This window comes from Cupriavidus sp. 30B13, assembly GCF_049059565.2.
Classification (GTDB): Bacteria; Pseudomonadota; Gammaproteobacteria; order Burkholderiales; family Burkholderiaceae; genus Cupriavidus.
The window spans coordinates 2343179-2369032 of record NZ_CP188224.1 but is presented as its reverse complement, the minus strand read 5'-3'; the positions used below and the strand labels follow the sequence as shown (position 1 = coordinate 2369032).

Sequence of the window (25854 nt, the reverse complement as noted above, 5' to 3'; positions counted from 1 at the left end):
CTCTGCCTCGGGGAAGTAGTCCCGGCTATCCGGATGGCTATATTAAGTATGAAAACTCGACACAACCAAAGCCGCAGGGGGTTGATCCATACACAGGAAAGACGATTCCTAATTCACAGTCACACTTCCCAATTACAAAGTGAGAAAAATGAATTTCCGATCTCTTGAAATTGTTGTCGGGAAAAAAGTCGTGGATGCGGACCTGACTCCGCAGGATGGCGGTCTCGTGTTTGAAGGTGGGATTACTTTAAATATATACAATCGTTACACAGTATTCGATCGAAATCAGGTAGCAGTAAGGAAGATTTTGGTCGGGGCGATTGTTACAAAGGTCGAGGAAGAAAAGGATCATATCTTCATCATTTTTGGCGAGGAAATAAAGATGGAAATAGATTTAACCGATGATGCGTATTCTTCTCCGGAGGCTATGCAACTTCGGGTTCCGGGTAAATCTATAGTTATATGGAATTGAACGGCTTCTCAGGTAATTATTGCGTAGTTGGTGTCGTTGGCCGGCGAAACTTGGTCGAGCGACTTTCACAGAGAAAAATGAGCTTGAGAGGCGTGGGGCGGTCCGGGATACCGCATTTCAAGCGATAGCTTGTCGTGGGTAAGTAATGATGGTCTTCGAATTTATCGCCCGCCATCGGCCAAACCGAACAGTTCTTATGCCACAACTGGTGTGCAGGCTAATTTCGAATCGAAGCTGACACCCGGAAGCAGGCCAATTAGTAATGGACATTTAAATATCATGCCATGAAAGCCGAAATAAGATCATTATATTCTCTGCATTTAGAGGACAAATTGATAAACTACTGGCCGGATGACGTGTCGAACTTCGGTACGTGGATTCGAGCTTATATTGGTCCCCAAGGCGAGGCGGGTTCAGAGGCATTCGATATTCATGTTTGTACGCCGGAATGGCTTAAGGCGCAATGTGCTGCCCTAGGGCCGACGTGGGGCAGGCATATGCTGATTGTCGATGCCTACAGTTACGATGCCATCAAGGCAATTATTGAGGGCTACATAGTGAACAGCGAGAGTGATTGCTGGTCGACGGTGGCCGCCAAGTTGAGCCGAATTGGTGCATGGGAATTTGAGGATTATCAGTCTTGATGACTGTATAGTGTTCTTCATTTGGCACACCCCGGGATTTGAAGCAAGGCTGGATTGCACTTGGGATGGAGTTGATTCCCAAGTTGATCTCCGGATAAGGGAGTCACTGTTTATTGGACCGTCGGGTCAATCTGCAAAATTCAGAAGTACATTTCAGGTTCTTCCTGATGGAAGTAGGAAGTTTAGTGCGATCATCCCATTTAATAGTGGGGAGTAATATGGTTTTTCCTGGCAAAGAAGAATTTCTTAGGGAGTTTGGGCTGGAGCCAGTCGAAGAGGACTCTTCTATGGCGCTATGTCGTTATAGGGTTCGCTCCGAGCGGCGTGGTTTGGAAATTGATATTTCGTTTAGCGCGGTCCTTGAGTCATTCGAGGTTGTTGTCTATTGCAATGGCTACGAAATAGCAAGCCTAGTTAGTGAGAGAGTAAATAAAATTGAGATGCGAAATGACTCGTCTGGGTCTGGGATTCGGGCAGTCTTCGATATTCAAGGTGTTCGGAGCGAGGCTGTGGTGAATTTCGAACCGGAAATAGCATGTCGGTGGTGGGCAATTCGTGTCTAGGAATGTGTATCTCGATGGCGAGGTTGGTAAAATCTGTCGAGATTTCTTGAGGGCGTTGTTAAAGATAGCGAGAGCGTGAAATAAGAAGGGCACGGAATTGTTATGGATGTCATCTCGGTGCCGAATGGTGCTACCGGCCCGGAGTTGACAGCGCCGAATCCGCTGGCGCCAGGTGGCATTAAATATGGTAGTGTAGCCACAAACAATGGTCAAACACCCTCCGGCTCATCGGTCGTTTGCCGGCGAGGTACATGGTTGGCAGAGAATTTTGCGAACGGGAGTGATGTCACTCAGAACCCCAATGGTTCGAACGAATACATTGTGCATGTGAGTCCCGTAAGTACTTGGAAATCAGTGAAATGAAATCCATTCGTCTGGGCGTGGTTTATGGCGGTCCGCCCATCTTCTGTGCTGACATTGACCAAATGGGGTATGTCGAGCCGGATTGCCTACCTCTGACGCCCCCATTGGTCGCTGATCTCAAAGCTTGGAATCAGGACTTTCAGGCGACCTTTTGTGAAGACTACCCGCCGGACTCAGGATTCCAGTCAGAGGACGAGCGGCTAGAGCCCAATAAACGGGGAGCGCAACTCTGGCTGCAGCTTCAACAGGAGCTGGGAGCCAATATGTTCGTTGAATTTATTCCGTTAAGGGAGTAAGCGGCTGCCGCCAGGATCGAGACTGCCGCCGAACTTCAAGACTTTCGACTTTTACGATGAAGCAACAGGTATCGCAACCAGTGCCAAGACTCTGGATACTATGACGGAGGCAAAGATAGCTAATCCGGCACAAATCTATTCATCGTTGAAAGGAAATATCGATGCGGTTGCAGATTTCACGCAAGCTAGTCTTGGCGGCGTGGTATTGAGAGAGAAAGAAATTGTCGCCCGACAACTGCAAGTGGCGGTTCCTTCTGGAACCACTCAGGTGCAACGGCAGCAGATTGATCGCGCCATTCAGTATGGCCAGAGCCTGGGAATCAAAGTGATCGTTACCCCGGTGAAATGATGGAAAGTGAACCGATTTGGGAAAAACTGGTAATGGCATTGGCTAATGAGAAGTTTATCTGTCTCGTGCCTCAATCAGGATATCGGATAGCGATGGCAGAGCCGACGGCAACGGAGCGTTTGTTGGTGCCAGATACTCCGGATAGTGTGTTGGGTGAGGCTATCCAGGGCGCAATAGCTGAAAGTAGATTCTTGAATCTCGAAGAGGCAAAGGCGTTGCGATCAACGGTCGATTCGCGCTACGCGGAATGGGTGCGATCCCTAATGGATCGTTACGGATACAGAACGAAGCAAGCATTGTTCAAGAAGATGAAGAGTTGCAGCATTGTGGTATCGGGCGATGAATTTGTTCTATCCCCAAGTCATCACGATAAGTTGGATAGTTGGAGTCGAAGCAAGGGCGATGGCATCGAGGATGTAATTATTCCATCCGGCAGTTCTATGGTAGATGTTGGCGCGGCTTTGCGTTTGGCGCTCAGTCGTTGCACGTAGTAGGTTTGTAACGACTTGTTCTTGCATAAGTCACAAAATGAACGTGGCTATGCGGTCGGACTCAATCGTGTCGGACTTGGTTGAATTTGCCGAAAGACTGTCGGAGAGCGAGAGAACGCCGATCGCTCACTTGGTTGCCTCTTGGGCTTGCCAGGAAGCAGATGCGATTGAGTTCCTACGTGAGATTCAAAGTACGTCTCCGAAGACCGATATTCATACGACCGCTGAGCAGGCCCGCAAACGTCTATTAGCGATAGTGGAGGGTTTAGACAGTCGTCACTTTGACATTGTAGAGCAGCACGGCGGTCTAGATGATGCAGGCGAGGCTTTGCAGTGGTTTCGCAAAGCAAGAGCAGCAGCATTGCGGCTCTATTCGGTTGATGCCAATGTTATATGCAAGTTCTGCGAGACCCTGCATGAGGCTCATGCGGCGACAGGCGATCTTGATAGGCTCAGAGAACTATGTCTCCGCGAAGAGCAGAGTTAGAGCCCTTCTCTATCTATCGATTCAAACGGCTACCCGAATGAAAACGCCATTTCCTCTCTGATTTCGACGCTTTGGACTTTCTGCAGGAGCTTGCCTGGTGATTTTGGCCTGATTCCAAGAGCGGCAGGGTAATTGTCATTGACTATGGCAAGATTAAACAATGAGCGAAATTGAAATGAGCGAATACGAGCAGCATCAGTTGGGGATGATGCGTGACTTCCTTGTTGATTACACATGTCATGGGATCTCGCTGAAACGTCCGATCGATGTGATGGAGGGGCTATTGTTGTGCGTTCCCGACTTTCCCCTTAACTGGCGCACGGAATTCCATGAACATTGGTTCTCGTTGGAACAAGCTCGGGCAATAGTGCTAGATCGGGGTGAAGATGTATCTGAATTTGCCACGGAAATTGACGCTGCCATTGCTATCTCAAACAAGGAGATTAAGTTATTGGGGGGGCGAAATGAATATAAAGAATATAAAAGAGATCATTGAATGCTCGTTTGGGCTATGGATTTCAGTATTGTTCAGTGCTATTAGTGGCTGGAATCCAGGGATATCGTTCCATGAACAAAAGGGCGAATTTTTCTGTTTATTGGAAGAGCTTCTCAAGGAAGGGCGGGTAAAATTCTGTCCTCCAAATGAACTGTGGCGTGATGGTTATGATATTTGGGATGTTGATGTTAAGACCATCCTTCAATATTTGCGGTCGCGCTGGCCGGATGCGGCGAGGTCAGAGAACGATATCGTCCTGGCCGAATATTTTTACGATATGCCGGCCATTCTATGGATTTCCGAAGATGGAACGCTACACGGGTCATAGTTCTTGCACTTAACGCTGCGACCGCCTAGATGGGTACGCTGAAGAGCGTTGGTCTCTTGGGCATGATGAGATCTGTAGATGGTGATGCTGCGAGAGTTAATGGCGGGACCTATTTACAGGTTGCTGGCGGCGGAGCGACTTGTTTGGTCGAGAGGCTCGATGCTAAGGCGGGAAAACGTAGGCGCGCATATCATGATGCGCCGAACGCGGCGTATCCGGATGGCACATTACTGGTCTTTCGTGCAGGATAGATCAAAATGCTGTCCGACGAATGGTTCAGAGCAGATCAGGTGGCAGAGATCTTTGTGGTTTTTTTTGAATCAGTTGCCTGAAGCTGAATACCTAAGGTAGAGAGATGCGCCAGGGTTCTGATCGCCATGACCCATGCGAAAGGAATACGCTCGAGCAACCACAACAACATTGAAGTATCGCTACCCCAAGGGCTATATAACGGCACCGTCGTCGTGAACGGGAAAACCTTACTACAGTGCCTTCAAACTCCCCGACGGGGCAATAAATGTTGGCCGCATTACACCACCGAGGTAAACATGGGTACGCCGCGAAGGTTAAGAGACGACGAACGTGCGTTGTTAGTTGCATTGATAGCTGGCAAACCTGAGGCAAGTCGTCTCCTTGGTTCGCTAGATGAAACGATTGTTGAAGAGATGGACGGCGGCGGGATGGGCAGTTTGCTTTTCCTCCGGTCAGACAACAGACCGCGTCACCTCGGAAAGCAATTGGTAGAAAAAGAGTTTGCTGATATCGATGGCGTACCTGTTATGGTCACAGTTAACTTGGACGAGCGCGGAGAGCTATTCGAGCTTGATATTTGGAAGGTTGATTTCTCCCCGTTGATGCGATTTCCTTTTGATATCAAATGATTGCACATACACGCTCGCCCAAATTTTCGTTCGCGCTCGGTCGCTGATTTTTGTCGACGGCATAGCTCGTTCTGGTGGCGAACGACATTGTTGACGCGCGGGGATGCTGGTGTCAGGGCAGGTCGATGAAGTCGCCCTCCAGACACTGGGGGGGCAGTCGCAAGTATCCTTCCAAACTACTCGAGGTTTGCGTGTGATCGACCAACTAGCTCCTGGTGGTATTGCTAACGAAGCAAAGGTCGGTTACACCACTCTCACTAAGGATGTTCAGTTGCAGATATTGAAAGATACTGAATTATTAAAAACTGGTGCTGTAAATAGTGTGGCCTGGAATTTTTATACCAGTCCTGTTACAGGGAGGGCCGGCCCTTCAGGGCCATTGGTACGAGCACTCAATGAGGCTGGTATTAACATTATTATTCATTAACTATGATCTTTGCAATCTGCTATTCGCCTGTTTCGATGGCATTTTCAGAGATGTCAAAAAAGACCTAGTGCGATTTTATGGGTGGTTCATGGGGATTGTGCCTGGGTGTATATTGGATTTGGAGAGGGCGATAAGAGGTACATCTGGTGATGAGGGTTGGTCAGCGAATGGTGAGGTGAATTCTCTGCTCGATCTTGGTATCTGGTTTTCTACGGAAGTCGGGAGAAGGAGGCTGGATCAAGATGAGATTTTTATCCTGAAGAAGAAAATGCAACTTCCTGTCGAAGTGCAAGACTGGGATCTGGATGAAAAAACGAAATCCATGGCGGTAAGGGTGGGTATGTACTACGGTAGCGTCGCGTTGAAGAATAATCCTGGCCTGAAATGGGAGCAATTGCTAGGGAACAAACGACTTGCTGACTATGGGCAGCCGGTGCTGGCCGGTCCTGGCTTTGTTTCAATTAACCCCGTGAGAGTTGCACATTCTTTTGCATGTGGTCTTGTCGATGGGTCACGGCAGGGCGGGCGCTTGCGAGAGGTCTACGAAAACTGGGCCGAACTTAGGATGCCCTTGTAGTTAGGGTGGTAGGGTTCGTGATCATGGTGGCAAGCCGTTCTGACTTCAACGAGGCGCGGTTGAGTTGTATGGGGCCCGGCTATACGGCCGGGCTCATCGTTTCTGGGGTGGGCTCAGTCACGAGAGCTGGTTGGACTTCTGAGGTTGGAGGAAATATCCCCTTCGGACACACATTCTTCATGGTTTCTGGGGCGATTCGACTATCCGGGCGTTGAATGGCTCCATACGGCGACACACCCGGCGCGGCTGGCGCGCAGGCCCCGCCGGGCGGCCGCCGAGGACGAACCGGCGCCGACAGCGGCCGACCTGTTGCCCGCACTGGACGCCGAAGCCGACCGGCTCGACTGACTCCTCGGCGCCGAGCCGGCAACCCTCCAAGACTTGCCGGCTCGGCCGGTCCCTCCTTACCGCCCGGTCCTCCCTGGCGGCGTCACATTCCATTGCAATGGCGGGCCAGATCCACGACTAGACTGGCGCATCCGCGCGCCCGTGTGGGCGCGCCTTGTTCTTTAACGAAACCGGATTGCGCGGCCAAAAACCGCGTCTGGGCAAAAAACTCGGGAAGGGAACCCGCATCGGGGCAATTGCCGCCCGCCAAGCCAAACTGCGTCTAGGGTTGCGGGCTGGCGCCAACGTGGGACGTGTCGGGTGCTGGATATGGCGTGGTTGGCGGCGCAGCTAGCGTGATCGCGGCGCCATTGATTCGGGATACGGTGTATGCCGACAGCACGGTTGCGAAATATAGCGACGATCTCAACCGGTTGGCCTTGACGGTTGGACTGGCGACATTGATCGGCGGTGCGGCTGGTGCTTTGCTGGGGCAAATGCGACGTCGGCGGCACTAGCTGCGCAGAATGAGTCGTTGAGCAACTCGGCTAGCGGGAAGCTACCAATCCTAATTCCTGTCCCGGGGCCTGGTGGTATGGTGACGTACATGCCACTGCCTGGGCCAGAGGGGCCAGAGGGGCCAGAGGGCACGTCTACGCCGAATAATGGACCGCAGAAGACGGGCCCGTTGACCACACCACTGGAGGCGCAGAATAGCAACGGCAACGCTATTACGACGCCGAATGATGGGCCTCAGGGTTCGACGTTGACGGGATCGCCGGTTGGCACGCCGCAGGGACCAACGATTCTGGGAAATCCTGGCTGTATATTTCCGCCTACGATCTGCGCGGGTCTGACTGCTATTGCGCAGGTAGTGGGGATGGGTGACGCTGAAACTGCAATCAGTGGCTCTGGTCCTGGACTATCAGCAACACCAAGCCCGGCGCTAGCTGACAGCCCGTACAGTCCTTCTAATGTAGAGGTTCGCGTAGAGCCGCCATATCAAACCAATCCGGCGCATGACACGGGGAGTTCGTTGTATAACCCGAATAAAACACCTGAGCCTTTTGACGCTCAGAGCGCATACAACGCTAAAGCAGTTCGGGGAGGCATGGGGACGTGGTATGCGTTGGGTGAAAGCGGCTACTATCGGTATTTCTCGGATAATGCTGGTGCGGTGCATTTCAGTGGATCAGTTCCCAAATCACAGGTGCCAGATAGTGTTCTGAAACAGTTGGGGACGTAGCCATGGAGTTTGGTGATAGATATAGATTTTCGATAGCGCTAGAGGTGGACCGGAACTGCGGTGGTCCATGGTTGTTCGGGCGATTTTGCTACTGGCTGGAAGGAAAGGTCGTTGGAGACTACGGCATGGGGACTTCTCTGCGAGATATTCTTTTTCAGATGAAGTATATTATCGGCGATAGAGGGGGGAGACTATGTCCGAAGCTCCTTATGTTGCCGGAGGAAAAGATATTCGGCATGATTTCGGATGCGCTAGACGGAGTCAGTGATGAAATTCTTGGCTATACAAACCAGGATTTTTTGCCCGCGCGACTTGATGTGCGTATACCAGTCGATGTTTTTGATTGCTGGAAGATATATTTAGTCGAAGGTGTGAGTGAGGCGAAGCTCCTATATCGTAGCCTAAATTCGGATAAATTGAATGTGACAACACTGAACTCGGGGGAATTCGACACAGTATTTGAGTCGGCATACAACTATATTGAGCGTCTTTACCAAGAAATTGGTGATGAGGCCGGAGAGTCGTTTCGCAGTGATAATAATGGCACATCCAGTGATGATTTCTTCGATGGGAGTTGAATCAATTGTTGAAAAACTCGGCTAGAGGGCGCTATCAGTCCTGATATCTGTCCCCGGGGCCTAGTGATACGGTGATGTAGAAGAGCCGTTGCCGTTGCCGGAGAAGCCTGAGGTAGTCCGACCATTCAGGTCCGACGGCAATTGGTGCAACCGGACTTCGGATTGGCCTCACCTACAAAGACGGCCGCCGGTGGCCTCCTTGCCAGTTCGGCATTTGCTGTTGGTGGCATGGCAAATCTCGCCATTGCTGGCGCGCTCGGTAGCCTCGCGTCCAGCGCGACAATCCAACTCGGAACGAGTGGAACGATTGATCTTGGACAGTGGGCGACAGCAGGTCTTGCGGGAGCGGTAACTGGAGGTCTTGCAGGGTACTTCGGGTCCAGCTACGGTGTTGACCGGCTACTGGCGTCCGGTGCCGCTGGTTGTGGTACCGCCGCTATGCAGGGGGGGCGACTGCGCGTCAGGGGCCATGACGGGCTTTGCGATGGCTGCTGTCGCTTGGGCGGCCGATGCAATGCGTCAGGACCAGATTGAATCGTCTCAGCGATTCAAGGGTGTCTACGACACGCAGGACAAATCCGGTACGCTTACCTCCAATGCGACTGGACCTAGTGCCGGTATTGACGGTGATGGGATGAAAATTGCCGGAACGCGTGTCAGCATTGACGATCTGCAGAAATATGGAACGGTTGTAGCGCGGCCGGATGGCGCATGGGATTTCACTGGAAACGTTATCAATCCCGACACGAATAGTGCCTGGTCTTTGAAAGACGCGCTCGATAAGGAGGGCGGACTCACCGGTGGATTCCAGGGACTCGAAGGAACGTTGGCGAATTCACCGTATCAGCCAGGTACGTTTACTGATAAGGTTCTAGAGTCATTCGCTGGACCTCACGATTATCTTGGCAGTCTTATGGCTTACGATAACCTTGGTAACTTGAAGCAGGGCATGACATCATTCCAGCGCATGATGTTCGAAATCCAGACGGATATTGACATTCCGTTGGCGGCGCCTTTCGCCGCAGTCACATTGCTGAATCAATATGGCATCGATTGGTCGACCTTCCGTAACCAGGCACAGCAAACGAAGGACAAAAAATGACGCGAGCTAAGTCATGTATTGTGGGACTGGCTCTTAGTTGTACTGCTTGTTTCCATTCCCCGCCGAACTACCCAGGTGCTGGAGGCAACAATCTTGATCCGGCAGAGTACGCGGCTGCACGTTGCCCGAATCTCAGTGGGCGATATGAAGGGATAGGTGAGCTCATTGAAGGGGATGCAACAGCAAAACGAGCGGCGAGGAGCTGGCGTCTATCAAATGTTTTTCCCTTCCGGGACACTCGTCAATTGAAAGATGTGCTAGCTACTTCCCAGTCAAGCGACGGTCGGTACCTCCCCCTTATTTACGCAAAAGTGAGGATGAGAGAGCGTCTTGTGACACTCGATCTGCACTATGAGGGCGGAAGATCTATTGAGTATGTTTCGTCCTTTGAGAACAAGGGCAGATTTGTCTGCACTGGCGAGAATGGAATCATTTCTTGGGGAGGGTCAAGTGATGGGGGCCGGTCTGAGTTTGGGCCAAATCGTTCCGATTCCGTCGTCACGTTGTACCTGGATCCCTCCGGAAATCTCATCTTTGAACGCGGAATGCAAGTCCACATGAGTCTGCGCCTCGGCGCAATTCCCGTGGGGACAGCCAAATATTTCTCTATCTATCGATTCAAACGGCTACCCGAATGAAAACGCCATTTCCTCTCTGCTTTCGACGCTTTGGACTTGCTGCAGGGGCTTGTCTGGCGCTTCTGGCCTGTGCCCCGATGATTGCGACGGTTCCGTCGACTATCGAGGTCACGCAACCAAGTGAGGCTACCAAGCGCATCCAACTCCTGGCGGCTGCGTCCGTCGAGCTGGACACTGGCTATTCCCGCACGCTGGCTGATAAGTCGGTCTGGTCGCGGGTTGGCCGTGTGCCGCAGGGTGACGTTTACCGGCCCGTCGGCACCGTTTTCACGATCGAGGGCCGCCAAGTTCATGAGGCTTACCTGGTTATCCGCGACGGGAACCTGGTGGGCTTCTATTTGCCGGGGGAACAGAACTATTCCCCCGTTATCCCTGCAGTCGCTTTGAACTTAGGAGAATTGGAATGAAACGAGTTGCACGCATGCTGATCGCCGGACTGGCGGTATCGTCGCTGCTGGCGGGGTGTGCTTCCGGCGTGAAACACGCCGACATGGCGGCGTCGATTCCGACGCTGAAGCCGGGCGAGGGGCGGGTCTACTTCCTGCGCTCGGCGTCGATGTTCGGCGCCGCGATCCAGCCGGATCTGCGTCTCAACAATCAGGTGGTCGGCGAGTCCAAGCCCGGCGGCTTCTTCTTCGTGGACCGTGCCGCCGGCAGGTATGTGGCTTCGGCCTCGACCGAGACCGAGAAGACCCTGAGTTTCGTGCTGGATGCCGGCGAGACAAAGTACGTGCGCAGCTCGCCCTCGATGGGGTTGATGGTGGGCCGTGTCGTGCTGGAGCTGGAGACGCCGGAGAAGGCCAAGGAAGAACTGGCTTCGCTTAGCTACACGGGCGACGTGGTCAAGGCAGCGGCGAAGTAACGTGAGCGCTCTGTAAGAATCTACCGCAGAGCCTCAGCCTCCTGTGAGGGGGGCCATTGACGGTGGGCGACGTCGGCGGCGGTGGCCACGCCCGCCGGCGCGGTGCCCACCGCCACACTCGTGAGTGACCCCACCCGGTCCTGGCAGTTCAACCCCGTGATCGTGGCCGCGCCCACGGCGCCGGACGTCGGCGGCACGCCGGAACAAACACTGAAGCTGGCCGACACGTTGTCGAACTTGTTGCCATACTATGGTTCGGCGGCGATGCTGTATCAGGCAGTGATGGGGCAGACGCTGAGCGGCCAGGATCTGGGGACTGCGGACAGGTGGTTGTCGGGGATTCTGGGTGCCATTCCAGCGGGCGCGGCGGCTTACGGCAAGATCAGTGATTTGTGGCCAGCAAGGGGCCGCGGCTGTCGCTGACACGACCTTTAAGACTGCCCATTACGCGTCGCGTCTTGAAGCAGCGGGAGTAAATATCTCTCGTGCAGAAGCTGCTGTCGCAACAGAGATCAACGCCATGCGTGGAAGCTTGACCACAAACTCTGACGTCGTCGGACGCTTGATAGTCGATGGAGTCAAGGTGGAATACCGTGCTCGCCCTGCTTCCCAACGGTACCGTAAATGTCGGAACACTGTTCCCGGTGACATGACCATGCGCCAGCTAACTCACGAAGAGCAAATGCTCATAATGGAATTCGCTAGGAAGCTCGAAGAGGGCGCCCGTCAGCGGTTGCTGGAGGACCTGAGAAGCGCTGCCACGACTTCGGTGGCTCCTGATGGATCTCGAGTTGTGTTCGAAATTTCCGGCTACGAGCGGCCTCCCTATCGAGGCCAACATCCGATCGGCGTAGAAGGAAGGATGCTTGATGGGGATGGCGTTGATTTGTCGGTGTTACTTTATGCAGATGAGAATGATCATTTGCTTGAACTGGAATTTATTCGCTGGGATGCCAGCGATCTCGTTGGGCCGCGGTGGGATACGCTTACGTTGTGGTAGTTAGGTAGGTAGGGGATGAAACTGCATGTCAGAAGTGCTGGGCAATACCTGTGCGCCGGAGCACAACTACGGCACGTCAAAGAGTGCGCCGGCAGATACGGGGCGCGTGGCCGTGAACGTCGTGAGCCGACCTGCATGGTTGATGATTTAAGAAACTTTGTACTTGATATGACCATTATCCCAACAGGCATCCTTTGCAAGGGAGGGAGGTTGGCTGTCGTCGTGCTGGCGACTGTCGCCGCGCTTCTGTCGAACTCAGATGCTCGGGCAGAGAAATTGGACGGACCCGCTAATAACATTAAAGGCGTGGTAAGGATGTGGTCGGTGCTCCACGAACTTGGCAATGTGTGTGCCGGTTTCCCGGATGAGTCTGGACGGCTGACGCAACTGGACATCATGGGCCGGGATAGGTATGGCTTTTCGGCTGTCACCTATGCTGGCGAACTTGCGAGGAATCCGGAATGGCAAAGAATCATCCGCAAAGACTTGAGCTTTGTTGTCGGAGAGGCCAGCGACTGTGATACGCCGAGACTAGCCGATTGGCAGGCAGACGCCCGGCAGTACCTTGATATCGCTGTTCAGGCGCTTGGTAACCCCCGAGGCGACTTGGTGACGACATGGCCCGCGCCCGCCTTGTTGACCCCTGTACGGTTTTCCGTGGAAGGTGGTGGTCACGATGGCGAGGGACGAGGGTATTTGAGTTTATCGATTGGTAACACGACATCCCAGCCTATAGGCGTGGCATTGTCGGGGCGGAGATTGATGGTCGGATTTTGCGACCTGCTGAGTTCTGCGGAGATCCCCATTGCAGCAGATAGTTATCGACCGTCTTCGCTACTTACGCTGGCGCGCGGTGAAACCGTCCGAGTCAGATTGAAACTGGACGAGAGCTGTGTTGAGTCGGATCCGACGGCGTTGTTGGGAACGCTTATCATCCAAACGGCAGAGGGTATGGAGTACCGGGGAATTGTATTGCTCGATGTGCCGGCAATATAGGCGACTGCACAAAATTAGTGTGGCTGACAAAACCGATAGCGATGGTTGCGGGGTTCCATGCCACGCATCTGCCGGGTGTTAGTTCGGTAAGGACACGGGCCTGCGAGCCCCAAAGTCGTCAAGGCAAGAGACACGGCCCGCGGCCGCGTCTCCTGCGCCGAGCGCTAGTACATCCCCTGAATCCGACCGACAGCCAGATCCAACTGCACCTTCTGCGGCAAGAGCAGCGCATGCAGCCCGAGGCCAAACGTCGAGTCTTCACGCTGCTGGTCCAGCATGGCAAGGACCGATTCCAGCGCGGCGCTGACGCGCAACAGCGCATCGCAGCTTTCGAGCGTGGCGTCGCACACGGTATCGCCGAGCGCGCCGAGTTCGGCGGTGATCTCTGAAAAGACCGGACCGACGCGCGGCGCGTCGGGGTCGGCCATCAAGATCAGTTCCGCGACGAGATCCCGGTATCGCGAGGCCGCGAGGGTTGGATTTTCGGTGCCGGGTGGATTGTGTTGCGTCGATGCTGGCGCGGGATTGGCGCCGGTGCCGATGTGGTCAGGAAAAGCAGTGTGGCTTTGCATGAGACCTCCGTGTGTGGGTTGGAGGCCCGCTGTCCGCTGTCAATCGGGGTGGGCAGGCCAAGGCAGGGTTGACAGACCGGCACACACGCAACCGGCGAGCCCGGAGGCTCCCCCACCGAGGCCCGCCCATTGAATCATATGGGCGTGCGACGGCTACGGACGAAAAAAGCCGCTGCTGCGCGGCTTCGTCCGGCGTGTAGTGAGCAGGCTGTCAAACCCGGTCGCCCGTTGTTTCAGACGACGAGCCGATTCTTCGCGATCAACGAAGAGCTGTCAATACAACCGCGCAAGCAGAATGTTAACTTGTGCTACCGCACCGCCCCCTGAACGAAGCCCACACACGCCATCCCGGCACGTCACTACATCCCCCCAGCCTGCGCCCTCAACAACCCCACAAACGCCTGCGCCTGACGGCTTGGCGTATCGAAGCGCGAGCGCACCAGGCTCAGCGTCAGCGGAATGTGTTCGCGCAGCGGCCGCACCACGGTGCCGGGCCAGCCGGCGCGGCCGACCGAGAATTCGTCGACGATGGCCAGGCCCACGCCGGCGCGGACCAGCGCGCAGGCGATCTCGGCGCGTTCGATGTCGGCGCGCGCGCGCCACTCGACGCCGGCTTGCGCGAACGCCGCCGCCATCAACTGCCCAAACGGGATCTGGCGCGCGTAGAGCACCAGCGGATGGGCGGCGACCTCGGCCAGCGTCAGCACCGGCGATGCGGCGAGCGCGTGCCCTTCGGGCAGGATGCAGACCATGCGGCCCTGCGCGAACGGTTCCACCACGAGGTTTGGATGTTCGATCGGCAGCACCGACACCGCCAGTTCGGCCTTGCGGCCGAGCAGCTCGAGCGCCATGTCGGCCAGCAGGGTGGTACGCATGGTGAGCCGGACCTGGGGATGGGCGTCGAGGAAGGCCGCCATGATGGGCGGCAAGAAGTTCAGCGCGAGGCTCGGGCTGGAGCAGATCTTGAGCACGCCCTGGGGGTTGGTGGCGAGGTCGCGCGCGAATTCGTCGATGCGCAGCGCTTCTTCGTAGAGCGAGCCGACTTCCTGGAACAGCAGTTGCGCTTCGGCGGTCGGCCGCAGCTTGCCCTTGACGCGCTCGAACAACCGCAGGCCGAGGCTCTGCTCGGTGTAGGCGATCAGCCGGCTCACGGCGGGCTGCGAAATGCACAGCAGGCTGGCGGCGCCGTTCATGGAGCCGGTCAGCATGACGGCCCGGAAGACCTCCATTTGTCTGAGTTTGAAGCGCATCGATAACAGATGGTTATAACCCACAATTACAAGAGCATACGACAAGTTACGGCAAAACCCATACGATCTGGAGCACGTGCCGGGGTACGGACGGCAAAAAAGACATAGGAAGAGAGGAGACCACATGCGCCGCAAGATCGGCTTTATCGGCCTGGGAATGATGGGCTTGCCGATGCTCGAAAACCTGGCCACGGCCGCGGACCTGGAGATCCGGGCCTTCGACACCGCCGACGCGCCGTTCGCGCAACTCGCCGGCCATGCCGCCTGGGGCAGCACGCTCACGCGCGCCACGGCGCTGGAGGCGCTGGCCGGCTGCGAGGTGGTGATCACGATGCTGCCGAACAGCCCGATCACCAACGCGGTCGTCGCCGGCGAGGGCGGCCGCGCGGGCCTGTCGGACATCCTTGCCGCGGGCGCCACCGTGGTGGACATGGGTTCGTCCAACCCGGCCGATACGCGCCGCCTTGCCGCCACGCTGGCCGGGCGCGGCATCGCGCTGGTCGACGCGCCGGTCTCGGGCGCGGTGGCCAAGGCGCGCGCGGGCACGCTGGCGATCATGGCCGGCGGCGATCCGGCGCACGTGGAGCGTGCGCGCGCGCTGCTGGAGCACATGGGCGAGACGCTGATCGTGACCGGCGCGGTCGGCTCCGCGCACGCGATGAAGGCGCTCAACAACTACGTCTATGCGGCGGGGTTGCTGGCTGCATCCGAGGCGCTGCTGATCGCGCAGCGCATGGACCTCGACGCCGGCATCTTCGCGAGCGTGCTCAACGCGTCGAGCGGCCGCAACGTGGCCACGGAAACCAAGCTGGCGCAGTTCATCATCCCGGGCACGTTCAACGCGGGCTTCGCCATGCGGCTGCAGGCCAAGGACCTTGCCACGGCCGCGGGGCTGCAGGCGCTGGCGGGCGTCGAGGCGCCGCAACTGTCGCTGTGCGCGTCGCTGTGGCAGCAGGCCGCCGGGGCGCTCGACCCGCGCGCGGACAACACGGAGATCATCCGCTACCTAGACAAGCAGGTGTAGCACGGGCGGCCTCGCGCCGCCACGACAAGAACACAAGAGCACAAGAGCATAAAAGCACAAGAGGAGACAACAACATGAGCATTTACCGAGGCATTGCCGCCGCGGCAATCGGCCTGGCCTTCAGCATGGGCGCGCTGGCCGGCGGTTATCCCGAGCGGCCGATCCGGATGGTGGTGCCGTTCCCGGCCGGTAGCATCACCGACGTGGTTGCGCGCGCGCTCGCCGAGCCGATGTCGCAGGACCTGGGCCAGCCGTTCGTGATCGACAACAAGCCCGGCGCCAACGGCATCATCGGCACGCAGCAAGCCGCGCAGGCCAAGGCCGACGGCTACACGATCGTGATCGTCGGCGTGACCACCGCGGCCAGCAACGTGAGCCTGTTCAAGAAGCTGCCCTACGACCCGGTCAAGGACCTGCAGCCGCTCGGCGGCGTGGCGGAGACGCCTTACCTGCTGGTCGGCTCGCCGGACGCGCCGGGCAAGCGGGTCGGCGACGTGTTCAGCTACGCGCGCCAGAACCCGGGCAAGCTGACCTATGGCTACGGCTCGGGCAGTGCGCAGGTGTTCGGCGCGAAGCTCGCCCACATGGGCAAGTCGGACATCACGCAGGTGCCGTACAAGGGCGGCCCGCAGGCGCTGACCGACGTGATGGGCGGCATCGTCAAGCTGACCTTCACCGATTTCGCCAACGGGCTGCAGCAGGCGCGCGCCGGCAAGGTCAAGGTCTATGGCGTGAGCACGCGCGAGCGTTTTCCGCTGGCCGCGGACATTCCCACGCTCAACGAGAGCGGCGCGCCGGGCTTCGACCTGACGGTGTGGTTCGGCCTGATGGCGCCCGCCGGGCTGCCGGACGACGTGGCGCGGCGCCTGTCGGCCTCGCTCGACAAGGCGCTGTCCTCTGACGAGCTGATCCGCCGCTTCGCGGCGCAGGGCCTGACGCCCAAGCGCCAGCCGGCGCCGGACTTCGGCGCCTTCGTCAAGGCCGAGATCGGCAAGTGGGCGGCCATCGTCAAGGAAGCCGGCATCACGCCGGAATAGGCGGTGCTGGCCGCGCTGGCCGCGCGGTCGGCGTTGCCTGCTTTTTTCTGTGTTTCTGAGTTTTCTGGAGAGTTTCCCGTGTCCCTGATCGAAATCCGCAAGCGCTGCCTGATCGTCGAAACCACGTATCACGAAGGCGGCCCGCCGCCCGAGAAACCGCTCAAGCTGGCGGCGTCGTGCGCGGTGATCCGCAATCCCTACGCGGGCCGCTACGAGCCGGACCTGATGCCGTTCATGGCGGAGCTGCGCTCGCTCGGCTCGCTGCTGGCCGGCGAACTGGTCGACACGCTCGGCGGCAAGGAGAACGTGGAGGTCTACAGCAAGGCCGCCATCGTCGGCATCAACGGCGAGATGGAGCATGGCGCGGTGTGGCACGAGGCGGGCGGCTGGGCCATGCGCACCGTGCTCGGCGAGCCCAAGGCGATGGTGCCCGCGGTGAAGGCCGTGGCCTCGGCCGGCTACCGGATGATGGTGCCGGTGCACTATATCCACGCGTCCTACGTGCGCAGCCATTTCAACAGCATCGAGGTCGGCATCCAGGACGCGCCGCGCCCCGACGAGATCCTGTTCGCGCTGGTCATGGGCACCGGCGGCCGCGTGCATTCGCGTCTCGGCGGCCTGCTCAAGGAGAACGTCGTCGGGGCCGACGGGCAGCGGTAGTTCGCGCTGCTGCCCCGTTACCAGATCGTCTTGGCGTGCTTGCAGGCCCGGATCTTCTCGTTTTTCGTGACGAGCGGCGCGGCGAGCTTGCGCGCGGTTGCGACGATCATCCGGCCTGCCGGGTTCTTGTGGAACGCGCCCGGCAGGACGACGGGCTTCACTGCAATGTCGATAACGACCGGCAGGAAGTGCACGCCAGGAACGGGTACTGACCGGGGCCTGGGCGAGCATTGCGCACCCCGCCCGGCCCGCTAGGCATTCACCAGCACCCGCTCCCGCCACCAGCCCTCCAGCTCCTCCGCGCCCATCGGCCGCGCATACAGGAAGCCCTGCAGTTCGTCGCAGCCGAGGCTGCGCAGGATGTCGGCCTGGTGGCGGCTTTCGACGCCTTCGGCGACCACGCGCAAGCCGAGGTCGTGGCCGAGTTCGATGATGGCCTTGATGACGGCGAGGTCGGCCGGCGCGTCGAGCATGTCGTGGACGAAGGCGCGGTCGATCTTGAGCCGGTCGAGCGGAAAGCGGTTGAGGTAGCTGAGGCTGGAGTAGCCGGTGCCGAAGTCGTCCAGCGACAGCTTGACGCCGAGCGCGCGGATGGCGTTGATGGCGTCGAGGTAGTTTTCCGCGCTGTCCATCAGCACGGTCTCGGTGATCTCGAGTTCGAGCCGGTCCGGCGCCACGCCGTATCTTGTGAGGCTGGTGCGCAGCGTGGCGACCAGGTCGGCGTCGCGCAGCTGGATCGCCGACAGGTTGATGGACATGCGGATGTCGGGCATGTCGGCGTCGGTCCAGCGGGCGAGCTGGCGGCACGCTTCGTCGATCACCCAGGCGCCGATGGGGATGATCAGGCGTGTTTCCTCGGCGATCGGGATGAACTGCGAGGGCATGATGCTGCCGAGCTGGGGGTGGGTCCAGCGCAGCAGGCCTTCGACGCTGATGACGGCGCCGGTGATGGCGTCGAGGCAGGGCTGGAAGGCCAGGCGCAGTTCGTGCCGCTCGGCCGCGGTGCGCAGGCAGGCTTCCAGCGCCAGCCGTTCGCGCGCGCGTTCGGCCATGTCGGGCGAGAAGAATTTCACCAGGTTGCGCCCGGATGCCTTGGCCTGGTACATCGCGGCGTCGGCGTTCTGCATCAGGGTATCGATGTCGGTGCCGTCGTCGGGGTAGAGCGCCACGCCGACGCTGCACGAGACCTGCAGCGTGACGCCGCCGATGGCGTGCGGCTCGCGCACCAGCGGCAGCAGGCGCTCGTCGATGGTGCGGGCGACGTCCGCCGCGCTGCTGACGTCGTTGAGGACGATGGTGAATTCGTCGCCGCCGAGCCGGCTCACGGTGTCGCCGCTGCGCACGGCTTGCAGCAGGCGCCGCGACACCGAGCGCAGCAGCCCGTCGCCGACATGGTGGCCGAGCGAGTCGTTGATGTCCTTGAAGCGGTCGAGGTCGATGAACAGGACGGCGGCGCGCGCCGGCGAGCCTTTGGCGTGGTCGAGTGCGAGGCCGAGGCGCTTGGTGAAGAGGGCGCGGTTGGGCAGTTCGGTGAGCACGTCGTGCTCGGCGAGGAACTGGATGCGCGCTTCGCTCTTCTTGCGGTCGGTGATGTCGATCAGCGTGCAGATGTAGTGCGAGACGCTGCCGCGCTTGTCGCGCACGGCGCTGATCATCAGCCACGCGGGATAGTCGCCGCCGTGGCGCCGCTTGATCTGCGCTTCGCCGTTCCACACGCTGGACAGGTCGACGAGCGTCGCCAGGCCTTCGATGACGGGGGCGCCGCTGGCGCTGGCGACGACGAATTCGGGCAGCTTGCCGGTCACGTCTTCGGCGCGGTAACCGGTGGCGCGATAGAACGAGGCGTTGGCGGTCAGCAGGCGCCGTTCCTGGTCGAGCATCAGGATGGCTTCCGAGGAGGCTTCGAACACCTTTCCCCACAGTTCGAGCCGCTGTTCCATCAGCTTGATCTGGTTGATCGGGGTGAAGGCGGTCAGCACCGCGTCGCGCCCCTGGAACTTCAGCCGCCGCGCGGACAGCATCGCCCAGGTCGGTTCGGCGCTGCCTTTCCAGTGCACTTCGAATTCCTCGACCGCGTCGCGGTCGGAGAGCTGCTGGAAGAAGCGCGCGCGCACCGACGAATCGAGCGCGAAGGCCCACGGGTCCGTGGTGCAGCCGTTGAGCCAGTAGAGCGCGGGCTGGTTGGCGTGCAGGATTTCGTGGCCGGGCACCGCGGTCACCATCATCGGCACGGGCGTGGCCTCGACCAGCGCGTGCTGCGCCGCGGAGGCGCGCGCGGTGGCCGCGAGCTCCTTCTGCACGTCGCGCTCGCGGTCGAGCTGTTCGAGCATTTCATTGAAGCCGCGCACCAGCTGGCCGATCTCGTCCTGGCTGTGCCAGCTCGCGCGCAAGGTGTGGTCGCCGGTGCGGCGCACGGTGTCCATCACGCGCGCCAGCTGCCGCAGCGGCCGCGAGATCTGCTGCGCGACGAAATACACCATGCCGAGGATGCCGCACAGCAGGAACAGCGCGGTGCCCAGGTGCAGCCACATCCGCGAGAAGAGCCCGCGCACCCGCGCGTGGAGCAGTCCGTCGAGCTGCTCGCTGGTATCGCTCCAGGTGTCGCGCACGCTCAGCACCAGCGCCTGTTGGGCGGCGTCGAGGTTCGCCAGCGGGGCGGGATCGGCCTTGTCGCTGCCGTTGACCACGATGCGCGCGGCATGGCGGTAGGCTTCCACCGCGGCCCGCATCCGCGCGACGGAGGGCGCCAGCGCGGTGCCGAGCGCGTGGTCGGCCGCGGCGGCCTCGGCCAGGTCGGAGCGCAGGCCCTGCAGCACCGCGTCTAGCTGGCCTTCGAGCACGAGGTAGCGAGTGCGCAGTGCCTCGCTGGACTCCTGCTCGTGCGTGCCGTCGTGCAGGCGCCGGCCGATGCCGTGTACCGCGTCGACCAGCGCGGGGTAGCGCAGCAGCGACAGCGACATGGCGTAGTAGCTGTCGAGATCGGGGTCGAGGATCAGGTTGGACTGGTTGCCGATCCGCGTGACAAGCTCGCGGCATGCCTCCAGGGCCTCGCCCACGGCCGCCGGCGTGGGTTGCGCCTCGCGCGCGATGACGGCCAGCGCCGCGCGCACGCGCCGGCTCAGCTCGGCGCTCTGCATGTGCGTGCCGTATTGCTGCTCGGCGTTGGCCAGCTCTGCCCCGATCTGTTCCAGGCGCGCGGCAGGCGGCCGCGCTCCGGCCTCCGTCAGCGCGACGTCGACCAGCGCGTCGCGCACCGTGTGGAGGTACATGTTGCCGCCGATCTCCTTGTTGGAGAAATCGATGGCAATGTATTTCTCGTGGATCAGTATCCCGCTGATGTAGACCACGGCGCTCAGGTCCAGCAAATAGATCAGCAGCAGCTTGCGACCCACGCGCAGGCGCCCGAGAAACCGGAAGAAGGGATTGTCTTTCATCGTGCGCGCACCGTCGCGCATTATTTAAGGTGACTCATGGTGCACTCCAATGGGCTGGCGGTAAAGAGGCAAGAAAGATGCCGGGCTGCGTCGGAGGGCTGGCCGGCATTCCCATATCGACGCCGCGCGCCGGGGCTTTAGCGCTTGCCGGATATTCCCCGTGGCGGTGCGCGCATGCCGCACGAGGGTGCATGCGGCGGCCGGGGAGGGCACGCGCGGCGGCGCGGCCGATGTGCCCAGGCCCAGACTTTGGTGGGGGATTCAGGAGTCCCCGTCTTTGCCGATATCTGCAATCAATGGCAGAGGACGTATATCGTCCTCGATCAATGCAAAAGGCAAATCGGGGTGAATACGCCAGATATCGCCGAATCTGCCAGATTGCGGCGCGCCGGCTCCCCGCGGGCCGTGGCGCCGAGCCTCACGCTACAAAATCGAACAGGAGAATCAATGAGTCGTATCCGTCTTGCCGGGCTGTTCCTGGCGCTGGGTCTGCTGGGTGGCTGCGCGGTCATGCAAAAGCCGATTCCCGCTTCCACCAAGCTTTTCGAGAACCGGGCCAGCACGGTCGCGGTGGCGGTGCAGAAACTGCCGGAGCCGAACCAGAGCATGACCGGGGCGCAGGGCGTTCTCGACTACGCAATCAACAAGGCCAACGCCAAGGCCATCGTGGACCGCCTGCAGCAGCACGATTTCTCGGTGGTGAAGAACCTGCCCCAGGCGTTCGCGCAGGGGCTGGAGTCGCGCCAGATCAAGACCGTGCTGGTGCCCGAGCCGCTCGATACGGAGCAGCTGGCGAAGTTCACGGAGGGCTCCGGCGATGGCGTCGCGACCATGGACTACCGGCCCCTGGCCAAGCGGTACGGGGTCGACCGGCTGTTGCTGATCGAGCCCAAGTGGCTGGGCACGCAGCGCAACTACTACGCGTTCATGCCGCTGGGCGCGCCGGTGGGCTACGTGTCGCTGGTGGGGCAGATGATCGACTTGCGCACCAACCGGCTGGAATGGTATGAGCCGGTGCAGGTCAACACGCCGGTGGCCGGCGAATGGGACGAGGCGCCCGACTATCCCAACCTGATGAAGTCGGTGGATGCGAGCACGCAATCCGCGAGCGCAAAGCTGCGCGCGGCGTTTTTCATGGAGCAGGCCACGCAGGCGGTGAGCGCGGCGGCCGCGCCGGCGACGGCGCAGTAGCACGACGCAATACAGCGGCGGGGCTCTCGCTTGGCCGGCCCGTTTCTTGCGCATCCGTGGTGCTGGCGCCGCCAGCGGCCGCGCGCATATGCGAAAACCGCCTTTGCATAGCTGAAAAGTTGTCTATACAAGTAACGGGCGGCCCGATAACATCGGCCTGATCTACAAGCGCGTGCGGTCCCGGCGCGCTTGTTGTCTTTCCATGTTTCCGGAGTCAGAAGTGAACCGTCTTGTCCGCCAGTTGGCCGATTCCCTTGTCATCCGCTTTGCCGGCGCCGCCTTGCTGGCCTGCGCGAGCCTGTCGGCCCAGGCCGCGGGGCCGGCCGGGGCGGAAGGCTATCCGGCGCGGCCGGTCAGGGTGATCGTGCCGTTCGCGGCGGGCGGGGTGGCCGATGCGCTGCCGCGCCTGATCGGGCAGAAGCTGTCGGAGCAGTGGGGCCGTCCGGTGGTGATCGACAACAAGCCGGGCGCCGCCGGCAACATCGGGATGGAGGCCGCCGCGCGCGCACCCGCCGACGGTTATACGCTGGCGCTGGCGCCGGCGGGCAACCTGACGGTGAACCCGATCCTCTTCCCCAGGCTCGGCTTCGAGGTGAAGGATCTCGTGCCGGTCACGCTGCTGGCGACGTCGCCGAACGTGCTGGTGGTGAATCCGGGCTTTCCGGCGCACACGCTCAAGGCGCTGGTCGAATACGCCCGCGCCCATCCGGGCGAGCTGAATTTCGCTTCGCCGGGCAACGGCAGCGGCGCGCACTTGGCGGGCGAGCTGTTGAACCTCGAGGCGGGCATCAAGACCGTGCACGTGCCTTACAACGGCATCGCGACCGCGCTCAACGACGTGCTGGGCGGGCAGGTGCAGATGGTGTTCGCGGGCGTGTCGAGCGTGCTGCAGCATATCCGCTCCGGCAAGCTGGTGGCGGTCGCGGTGGCCGGGCCGCAGCGGCTGGCGCAGTTGCCGGGCGTGCCCACGGTGGCGGAGTCGTATCCGGGCTTCGACGTGACCTCATGGTACGGGCTGGTGGCGCCGAAGGGCACGCCGGACGCGGTGGTGCGCAAATGGCAGGCCGACGCGGCCGCCGTGCTGCGCCAGCCGGAGGTGCGCGAGAAGCTGCTGGGACTCGGCCTGGAGCCGGTGGGAAGCACGCCGGAGGCCTTCGCCAGGACCATCTCCACCGAAACCCTGAAATGGCGCGCGATCGTGCATCGCGCGAAAATCCAGCCGCTGCAGTCGTAGGCTGGCGCCGGGCCGCGCGTGCCGGGCGCGCGGCCCGGCCGGCATCGCCCATCTTTGCTGCTTTCCCGCCTTCTCGCTTTCCTGCTTTCCGGCCTTTCCCAAGCCCTTTCTCAAGCCCTTTCTCAAGCCCTTTCTCAAGCCCTTGGCGGCTCCGTCCTAGGGTAATCCCCAATATGCCGTATCATCTCGCCCGGTGCGTTCGTCGCCAGGGCCTGGCCGCGTCGCGGACGCGGCACATTTTTGCATCCGCCCTGTCCAACGTGCCGGTTTCACAATGAAATGGGTAACGGATCCGCCATATGACGGGTCCGGGGGCAGCGTGGCGCTCGTCGGGAGCCTGCTGCCGGGTAAATGCAGGACATGCGCAGGAATGCGCAGGAATGCGCAGGAAATGCGCAGGAGATGCTTTTGGCGATAAACGAAACCCAGCGCAGAACTGAGGTTGACCTGATTCGCGGCGTGGCGCTGATCTTCATCGTGGTGGACCACGTGAACGGCAGCGTGCTGGCCGACTACACCATCCGCAATTTCGCGTTCTTCGATGCGGCGGAGATCTTTGTCTTCCTGGCCGGCTATTCGGCCAGTTCCGCCTTCCTGGCGATGGAGGCGCGGCACGGCGTGGCCGCCGCGCAGAACCGCCTGGTGCGGCGCAGCTGGGAAATCTACAAGGCCTTCGTGCTGACCGGGTTGCTGATGCTGGTGTTCGGCCTGCTGCTGGCGCTCGCCCGCGTGCCGGCGCCGGCGGTGGTGTCCACCGAGGCGCCGGTCTTCATGGCGCATCCGTTCAGCACGCTGATCGAGGTGTTCAGCGTGGCGCGGCAGCCTTTTGTCTCGGACGTGCTGCCGATGTACGCGGTCTTCATCCTGTGCGCGCCGCTGTCGATCCGCATGGCGCGCGCGCGGCCGCTGACCTTCGTCGGCGCCAGCGCGCTGCTGTGGCTGATGGCGCCGATGCTCACGCCGCTGCTGCCGAGCAGCGACGGCAATGGCTGGAGCTTCAACCCGTTCGCGTGGCAACTGATGTTCGGCCTGGGGCTGATGTCGCGCCTGCGGCCGGACGTGATCCTGCCGCGCCAGCCACTGGTGCGCTGGGTGGTGACGGTGCTGGCGGTGGCGATGACGCTGGCCGGCGTGCTGTTGGCTTACTTGTGGATGCGCCCGCACGTGTACGAGCCGTGGCTGCCCGCGTGGCTGCCGACCATGGTGTTCCCGCTGCCCAAGCAGAGCCTGGCCGCGCTGCGCGTGGCGAGCTTCCTCGGGCTGGCGTGGCTGGCCTACCTGGCGGTGCGCGCGGGCTGGGTGGCGCGGCTGGCTGCGGTGATGGGGCCGGTGGTGCAGATCGGCCGCCACAGCCTGTTCTGCTTCGTGTTCGGCGCGGTGGTGTCGGTGGTGATCGAGGGCTTTACCTATGGCATCGCCGGCGGGCGGCCTTCGCGGCCCATCGCGCTCGGCGGCGACATCGTGGCGGTGGCGCTGCTGCTGGTGATCGGCGGCTGGTGGGGGCGGCGCAAGGAGGAGCGCAAGGCGGCGGCGGCCGCCTGACGGCCGCGCGCGGCCGGGCCGGATAGCCGTCTATGGCCGGGCCGTGGCCTTCGGCCGCGACTTCGGCTTCGGCGCGGCGGCGGCGGCTTTCTCGCGGCCGGCGGCCAGCAGGCCGGTCAGCACGAACTGCTGCACGCCCTGCCGCCATTGGGCCAGCGCCACCTTCGGGCGCGTGGTGGGGCCGGTCGGCTTGGCGCTGAAGAACATGCTGACGCCGTGCATGGCGGACCATGCGCAGCGCACCATCATGTCGTCGAACTGCTCGGCCAGGCCGTTCTCGCCGAAGTAGTCCCGCACCGCGCCATACAGCAACTGGTACGAGGCGGCGCCCGCCTCCAGCAGTTCGGGATAGTTCTCCTTGCCCACGATCTGCGGGCCGAACATCAGGTAGAACAGCGCCGGATGCCTGACGGCGAATTCGATATAGCCGTCCATCACGGTCAGCAGCCGCGCCTCGGCCGTCATCTCGGGCGACATCCGCGCGCGCCGTATCGCCACCAGCTCGCGGAAGCCGTCGGCCGCAATGGCGGCGAGCAGTCCCTCCTTGTCGGCGAACTGGTTGCGCGGCGCCCCGTGCGAGACGCCGGCGAGCCGGGCCGCCGAGCGCAGCGTCAGCCCATGCACGCCTTCGGCCGCCAGGATTTCCCTGCCGCAGCGGATCATCTCTTCGCGCAGGTTGCCGTGGTGGTAGCTCAGGCGGGGCGCGGGGGGGCTAGCGTTGGTCATGGTGTTGCCATTCGCGGTGTCGTCAGGCCTACATGGTAGCGCCAACCGCACCGCGTTCCCC

The 25854-nt window shown here is 60.4% G+C and carries 28 protein-coding genes and 1 pseudogene; 24 read left to right on the top strand and 5 right to left on the bottom strand.

The genetic code is table 11. The annotated features are described in order from the left end of the window. The first annotated feature begins 148 nt into the window (after nucleotides 1–148). The 18 genes from ACKI2N_RS29650 (at nucleotide 149) to ACKI2N_RS29565 (ending at nucleotide 13123) form a co-directional block, all read left to right on the top strand. Nucleotides 149–472 (top strand): hypothetical protein, encoded by a 324-nt coding sequence (locus ACKI2N_RS29650; protein WP_426990864.1) that lies wholly within the window; start codon nucleotides 149–151, stop codon nucleotides 470–472. A gap of 284 nt (nucleotides 473–756) precedes the next feature. Further along, nucleotides 757–1116: an immunity 8 family protein gene (locus ACKI2N_RS29645; RefSeq protein ID WP_420992492.1), complete on the top strand. Its 360-nt coding sequence runs from the start codon at nucleotides 757–759 to the stop codon at nucleotides 1114–1116. Nucleotides 1117–2038: 922 nt separating this feature from the next. After that, entirely contained in the window at nucleotides 2039–2338 is a 300-nt protein-coding gene (locus tag ACKI2N_RS29640) for a hypothetical protein (protein ID WP_420992493.1), read from the top strand. A 4-nt stretch (nucleotides 2339–2342) separates the two neighbouring features. Continuing rightward, nucleotides 2343–2687: a hypothetical protein gene (locus ACKI2N_RS29635; protein WP_420992542.1), complete on the top strand. Its 345-nt coding sequence runs from the start codon at nucleotides 2343–2345 to the stop codon at nucleotides 2685–2687. Continuing rightward, entirely contained in the window at nucleotides 2684–3178 is a 495-nt protein-coding gene (locus ACKI2N_RS29630) for a contact-dependent growth inhibition system immunity protein (RefSeq protein WP_420992494.1), read from the top strand. Before ACKI2N_RS29635 ends, ACKI2N_RS29630 begins: the two co-directional genes overlap by 4 nt. A 67-nt stretch (nucleotides 3179–3245) precedes the next feature. Beyond that, the gene (locus ACKI2N_RS29625; RefSeq protein ID WP_420992495.1) at nucleotides 3246–3665 is read left to right on the top strand and encodes a replication initiation protein; all 420 of its coding nucleotides are present in this window, start codon (nucleotides 3246–3248) and stop codon (nucleotides 3663–3665) included. Nucleotides 3666–3825: 160 nt separating this feature from the next. Further along, complete coding sequence (locus ACKI2N_RS29620; protein WP_420992496.1) at nucleotides 3826–4161, top strand: hypothetical protein; 336 nt, start codon at nucleotides 3826–3828, stop codon at nucleotides 4159–4161. Next, nucleotides 4130–4489 carry a hypothetical protein gene (locus ACKI2N_RS29615; protein ID WP_420992497.1) on the top strand — a complete coding sequence of 120 codons (360 nt, stop codon included), beginning with the start codon at nucleotides 4130–4132 and terminating at the stop codon, nucleotides 4487–4489. The genes ACKI2N_RS29620 and ACKI2N_RS29615 overlap by 32 nt, the downstream gene beginning before the upstream one ends. A 548-nt stretch (nucleotides 4490–5037) precedes the next feature. Beyond that, on the top strand, nucleotides 5038–5370 hold the full coding sequence (locus ACKI2N_RS29610; protein WP_420992498.1) for a DUF6984 family protein: 333 nt from the start codon (nucleotides 5038–5040) through the stop codon (nucleotides 5368–5370). Nucleotides 5371–5563: 193 nt separating this feature from the next. After that, nucleotides 5564–5797 carry a hypothetical protein gene (locus ACKI2N_RS29605; protein WP_420992499.1) on the top strand — a complete coding sequence of 78 codons (234 nt, stop codon included), beginning with the start codon at nucleotides 5564–5566 and terminating at the stop codon, nucleotides 5795–5797. Then, on the top strand, nucleotides 5766–6374 hold the full coding sequence (locus tag ACKI2N_RS29600; RefSeq protein WP_420992500.1) for a hypothetical protein: 609 nt from the start codon (nucleotides 5766–5768) through the stop codon (nucleotides 6372–6374). The genes ACKI2N_RS29605 and ACKI2N_RS29600 overlap by 32 nt, the downstream gene beginning before the upstream one ends. A gap of 1575 nt (nucleotides 6375–7949) precedes the next feature. Further along, nucleotides 7950–8525, top strand: coding sequence for an Imm42 family immunity protein (locus ACKI2N_RS29595; RefSeq protein WP_420992501.1), 576 nt, complete (start codon nucleotides 7950–7952; stop codon nucleotides 8523–8525). A 469-nt stretch (nucleotides 8526–8994) separates the two neighbouring features. Continuing rightward, nucleotides 8995–9627, top strand: a complete 633-nt coding sequence (locus tag ACKI2N_RS29590) for a hypothetical protein (protein WP_420992502.1) — start codon at nucleotides 8995–8997, stop codon at nucleotides 9625–9627. A gap of 634 nt (nucleotides 9628–10261) precedes the next feature. Then, nucleotides 10262–10672 (top strand): hypothetical protein, encoded by a 411-nt coding sequence (locus ACKI2N_RS29585; protein ID WP_420992503.1) that lies wholly within the window; start codon nucleotides 10262–10264, stop codon nucleotides 10670–10672. Next, on the top strand, nucleotides 10669–11127 hold the full coding sequence (locus ACKI2N_RS29580) for a DUF2846 domain-containing protein (protein ID WP_420992504.1): 459 nt from the start codon (nucleotides 10669–10671) through the stop codon (nucleotides 11125–11127). The genes ACKI2N_RS29585 and ACKI2N_RS29580 overlap by 4 nt, the downstream gene beginning before the upstream one ends. A gap of 120 nt (nucleotides 11128–11247) precedes the next feature. After that, complete coding sequence (locus tag ACKI2N_RS29575; RefSeq protein ID WP_420992505.1) at nucleotides 11248–11550, top strand: hypothetical protein; 303 nt, start codon at nucleotides 11248–11250, stop codon at nucleotides 11548–11550. A gap of 226 nt (nucleotides 11551–11776) precedes the next feature. Next, on the top strand, nucleotides 11777–12127 hold the full coding sequence (locus ACKI2N_RS29570; protein ID WP_420992506.1) for a DUF6984 family protein: 351 nt from the start codon (nucleotides 11777–11779) through the stop codon (nucleotides 12125–12127). Between the two features lie 135 nt (nucleotides 12128–12262). After that, complete coding sequence (locus tag ACKI2N_RS29565; protein ID WP_420992507.1) at nucleotides 12263–13123, top strand: hypothetical protein; 861 nt, start codon at nucleotides 12263–12265, stop codon at nucleotides 13121–13123. A gap of 164 nt (nucleotides 13124–13287) precedes the next feature. Here the strand turns inward: ACKI2N_RS29565 and ACKI2N_RS29560 are convergent, their stop codons facing one another. Continuing rightward, on the bottom strand, nucleotides 13288–13695 hold the full coding sequence (locus tag ACKI2N_RS29560; RefSeq protein ID WP_420992508.1) for a DUF1484 family protein: 408 nt from the start codon (nucleotides 13693–13695) through the stop codon (nucleotides 13288–13290). Between the two features lie 359 nt (nucleotides 13696–14054). Continuing rightward, entirely contained in the window at nucleotides 14055–14945 is an 891-nt protein-coding gene (locus ACKI2N_RS29555) for a LysR substrate-binding domain-containing protein (RefSeq protein WP_029043836.1), read from the bottom strand. 124 nt (nucleotides 14946–15069) lie between these two features. Between ACKI2N_RS29555 and ACKI2N_RS29550 the strand changes: the two genes are divergently transcribed. The 3 genes from ACKI2N_RS29550 to ACKI2N_RS29540 all read left to right on the top strand — a co-directional run bounded on the left by ACKI2N_RS29550 (nucleotide 15070) and on the right by ACKI2N_RS29540 (nucleotide 17666). Beyond that, nucleotides 15070–15969 (top strand): NAD(P)-dependent oxidoreductase, encoded by a 900-nt coding sequence (locus ACKI2N_RS29550; RefSeq protein WP_420992509.1) that lies wholly within the window; start codon nucleotides 15070–15072, stop codon nucleotides 15967–15969. A gap of 80 nt (nucleotides 15970–16049) precedes the next feature. Further along, nucleotides 16050–17006 carry a Bug family tripartite tricarboxylate transporter substrate binding protein gene (locus ACKI2N_RS29545; RefSeq protein ID WP_059414228.1) on the top strand — a complete coding sequence of 319 codons (957 nt, stop codon included), beginning with the start codon at nucleotides 16050–16052 and terminating at the stop codon, nucleotides 17004–17006. Between the two features lie 78 nt (nucleotides 17007–17084). Beyond that, the gene (locus tag ACKI2N_RS29540) at nucleotides 17085–17666 is read left to right on the top strand and encodes an amino acid synthesis family protein (protein ID WP_420992510.1); all 582 of its coding nucleotides are present in this window, start codon (nucleotides 17085–17087) and stop codon (nucleotides 17664–17666) included. A 17-nt stretch (nucleotides 17667–17683) separates the two neighbouring features. Here the strand turns inward: ACKI2N_RS29540 and ACKI2N_RS29535 are convergent. Then, nucleotides 17684–17857, bottom strand: a pseudogene (locus tag ACKI2N_RS29535) (VapC toxin family PIN domain ribonuclease); the annotation flags it as partial. Between the two features lie 60 nt (nucleotides 17858–17917). Then, entirely contained in the window at nucleotides 17918–21100 is a 3183-nt protein-coding gene (locus ACKI2N_RS29530; protein ID WP_420992511.1) for an EAL domain-containing protein, read from the bottom strand. 447 nt (nucleotides 21101–21547) lie between these two features. Between ACKI2N_RS29530 and ACKI2N_RS29525 the strand changes: the two genes are divergently transcribed. The 3 genes from ACKI2N_RS29525 (at nucleotide 21548) to ACKI2N_RS29515 (ending at nucleotide 25067) form a co-directional block, all read left to right on the top strand. Beyond that, the gene (locus tag ACKI2N_RS29525; protein WP_420992512.1) at nucleotides 21548–22291 is read left to right on the top strand and encodes a hypothetical protein; all 744 of its coding nucleotides are present in this window, start codon (nucleotides 21548–21550) and stop codon (nucleotides 22289–22291) included. 220 nt (nucleotides 22292–22511) lie between these two features. Continuing rightward, a complete protein-coding gene (locus tag ACKI2N_RS29520) occupies nucleotides 22512–23525 on the top strand; it encodes a Bug family tripartite tricarboxylate transporter substrate binding protein (protein ID WP_420992513.1) in 1014 nt (337 codons plus the stop codon). Nucleotides 23526–23927: 402 nt separating this feature from the next. Continuing rightward, complete coding sequence (locus tag ACKI2N_RS29515; RefSeq protein WP_420992514.1) at nucleotides 23928–25067, top strand: OpgC domain-containing protein; 1140 nt, start codon at nucleotides 23928–23930, stop codon at nucleotides 25065–25067. A gap of 30 nt (nucleotides 25068–25097) precedes the next feature. Here the strand turns inward: ACKI2N_RS29515 and ACKI2N_RS29510 are convergent, their stop codons facing one another. Continuing rightward, complete coding sequence (locus ACKI2N_RS29510; RefSeq protein ID WP_420992515.1) at nucleotides 25098–25793, bottom strand: TetR/AcrR family transcriptional regulator; 696 nt, start codon at nucleotides 25791–25793, stop codon at nucleotides 25098–25100. Between the last annotated feature and the right edge of the window lie 61 nt (nucleotides 25794–25854).

Excerpts from the sequence above, each read along its gene's own strand:
- ACKI2N_RS29650 (WP_426990864.1), top strand. The coding sequence starts at position 149 with ATGAATTTCCGATCTCTTGAAATTGTTGTCGGGAAAAAAGTCGTGGAT.
- ACKI2N_RS29645 (WP_420992492.1), top strand. The coding sequence starts at position 757 with ATGAAAGCCGAAATAAGATCATTATATTCTCTGCATTTAGAGGACAAA.
- ACKI2N_RS29640 (WP_420992493.1), top strand. The coding sequence starts at position 2,039 with ATGAAATCCATTCGTCTGGGCGTGGTTTATGGCGGTCCGCCCATCTTC.
- ACKI2N_RS29630 (WP_420992494.1), top strand. The coding sequence starts at position 2,684 with ATGATGGAAAGTGAACCGATTTGGGAAAAACTGGTAATGGCATTGGCT.
- ACKI2N_RS29620 (WP_420992496.1), top strand. The coding sequence starts at position 3,826 with ATGAGCGAAATTGAAATGAGCGAATACGAGCAGCATCAGTTGGGGATG.
- ACKI2N_RS29615 (WP_420992497.1), top strand. The coding sequence starts at position 4,130 with ATGAATATAAAGAATATAAAAGAGATCATTGAATGCTCGTTTGGGCTA.
- ACKI2N_RS29610 (WP_420992498.1), top strand. The coding sequence starts at position 5,038 with ATGGGTACGCCGCGAAGGTTAAGAGACGACGAACGTGCGTTGTTAGTT.
- ACKI2N_RS29600 (WP_420992500.1), top strand. The coding sequence starts at position 5,766 with ATGAGGCTGGTATTAACATTATTATTCATTAACTATGATCTTTGCAAT.
- ACKI2N_RS29595 (WP_420992501.1), top strand. The coding sequence starts at position 7,950 with ATGGAGTTTGGTGATAGATATAGATTTTCGATAGCGCTAGAGGTGGAC.
- ACKI2N_RS29590 (WP_420992502.1), top strand. The coding sequence starts at position 8,995 with ATGACGGGCTTTGCGATGGCTGCTGTCGCTTGGGCGGCCGATGCAATG.
- ACKI2N_RS29585 (WP_420992503.1), top strand. The coding sequence starts at position 10,262 with ATGAAAACGCCATTTCCTCTCTGCTTTCGACGCTTTGGACTTGCTGCA.
- ACKI2N_RS29580 (WP_420992504.1), top strand. The coding sequence starts at position 10,669 with ATGAAACGAGTTGCACGCATGCTGATCGCCGGACTGGCGGTATCGTCG.
- ACKI2N_RS29570 (WP_420992506.1), top strand. The coding sequence starts at position 11,777 with ATGACCATGCGCCAGCTAACTCACGAAGAGCAAATGCTCATAATGGAA.
- ACKI2N_RS29565 (WP_420992507.1), top strand. The coding sequence starts at position 12,263 with ATGGTTGATGATTTAAGAAACTTTGTACTTGATATGACCATTATCCCA.
- ACKI2N_RS29560 (WP_420992508.1), bottom strand. The coding sequence starts at position 13,695 with ATGCAAAGCCACACTGCTTTTCCTGACCACATCGGCACCGGCGCCAAT.
- ACKI2N_RS29555 (WP_029043836.1), bottom strand. The coding sequence starts at position 14,945 with ATGCGCTTCAAACTCAGACAAATGGAGGTCTTCCGGGCCGTCATGCTG.
- ACKI2N_RS29550 (WP_420992509.1), top strand. The coding sequence starts at position 15,070 with ATGCGCCGCAAGATCGGCTTTATCGGCCTGGGAATGATGGGCTTGCCG.
- ACKI2N_RS29530 (WP_420992511.1), bottom strand. The coding sequence starts at position 21,100 with ATGAAAGACAATCCCTTCTTCCGGTTTCTCGGGCGCCTGCGCGTGGGT.
- ACKI2N_RS29525 (WP_420992512.1), top strand. The coding sequence starts at position 21,548 with ATGAGTCGTATCCGTCTTGCCGGGCTGTTCCTGGCGCTGGGTCTGCTG.
- ACKI2N_RS29515 (WP_420992514.1), top strand. The coding sequence starts at position 23,928 with ATGCTTTTGGCGATAAACGAAACCCAGCGCAGAACTGAGGTTGACCTG.
- ACKI2N_RS29510 (WP_420992515.1), bottom strand. The coding sequence starts at position 25,793 with ATGACCAACGCTAGCCCCCCCGCGCCCCGCCTGAGCTACCACCACGGC.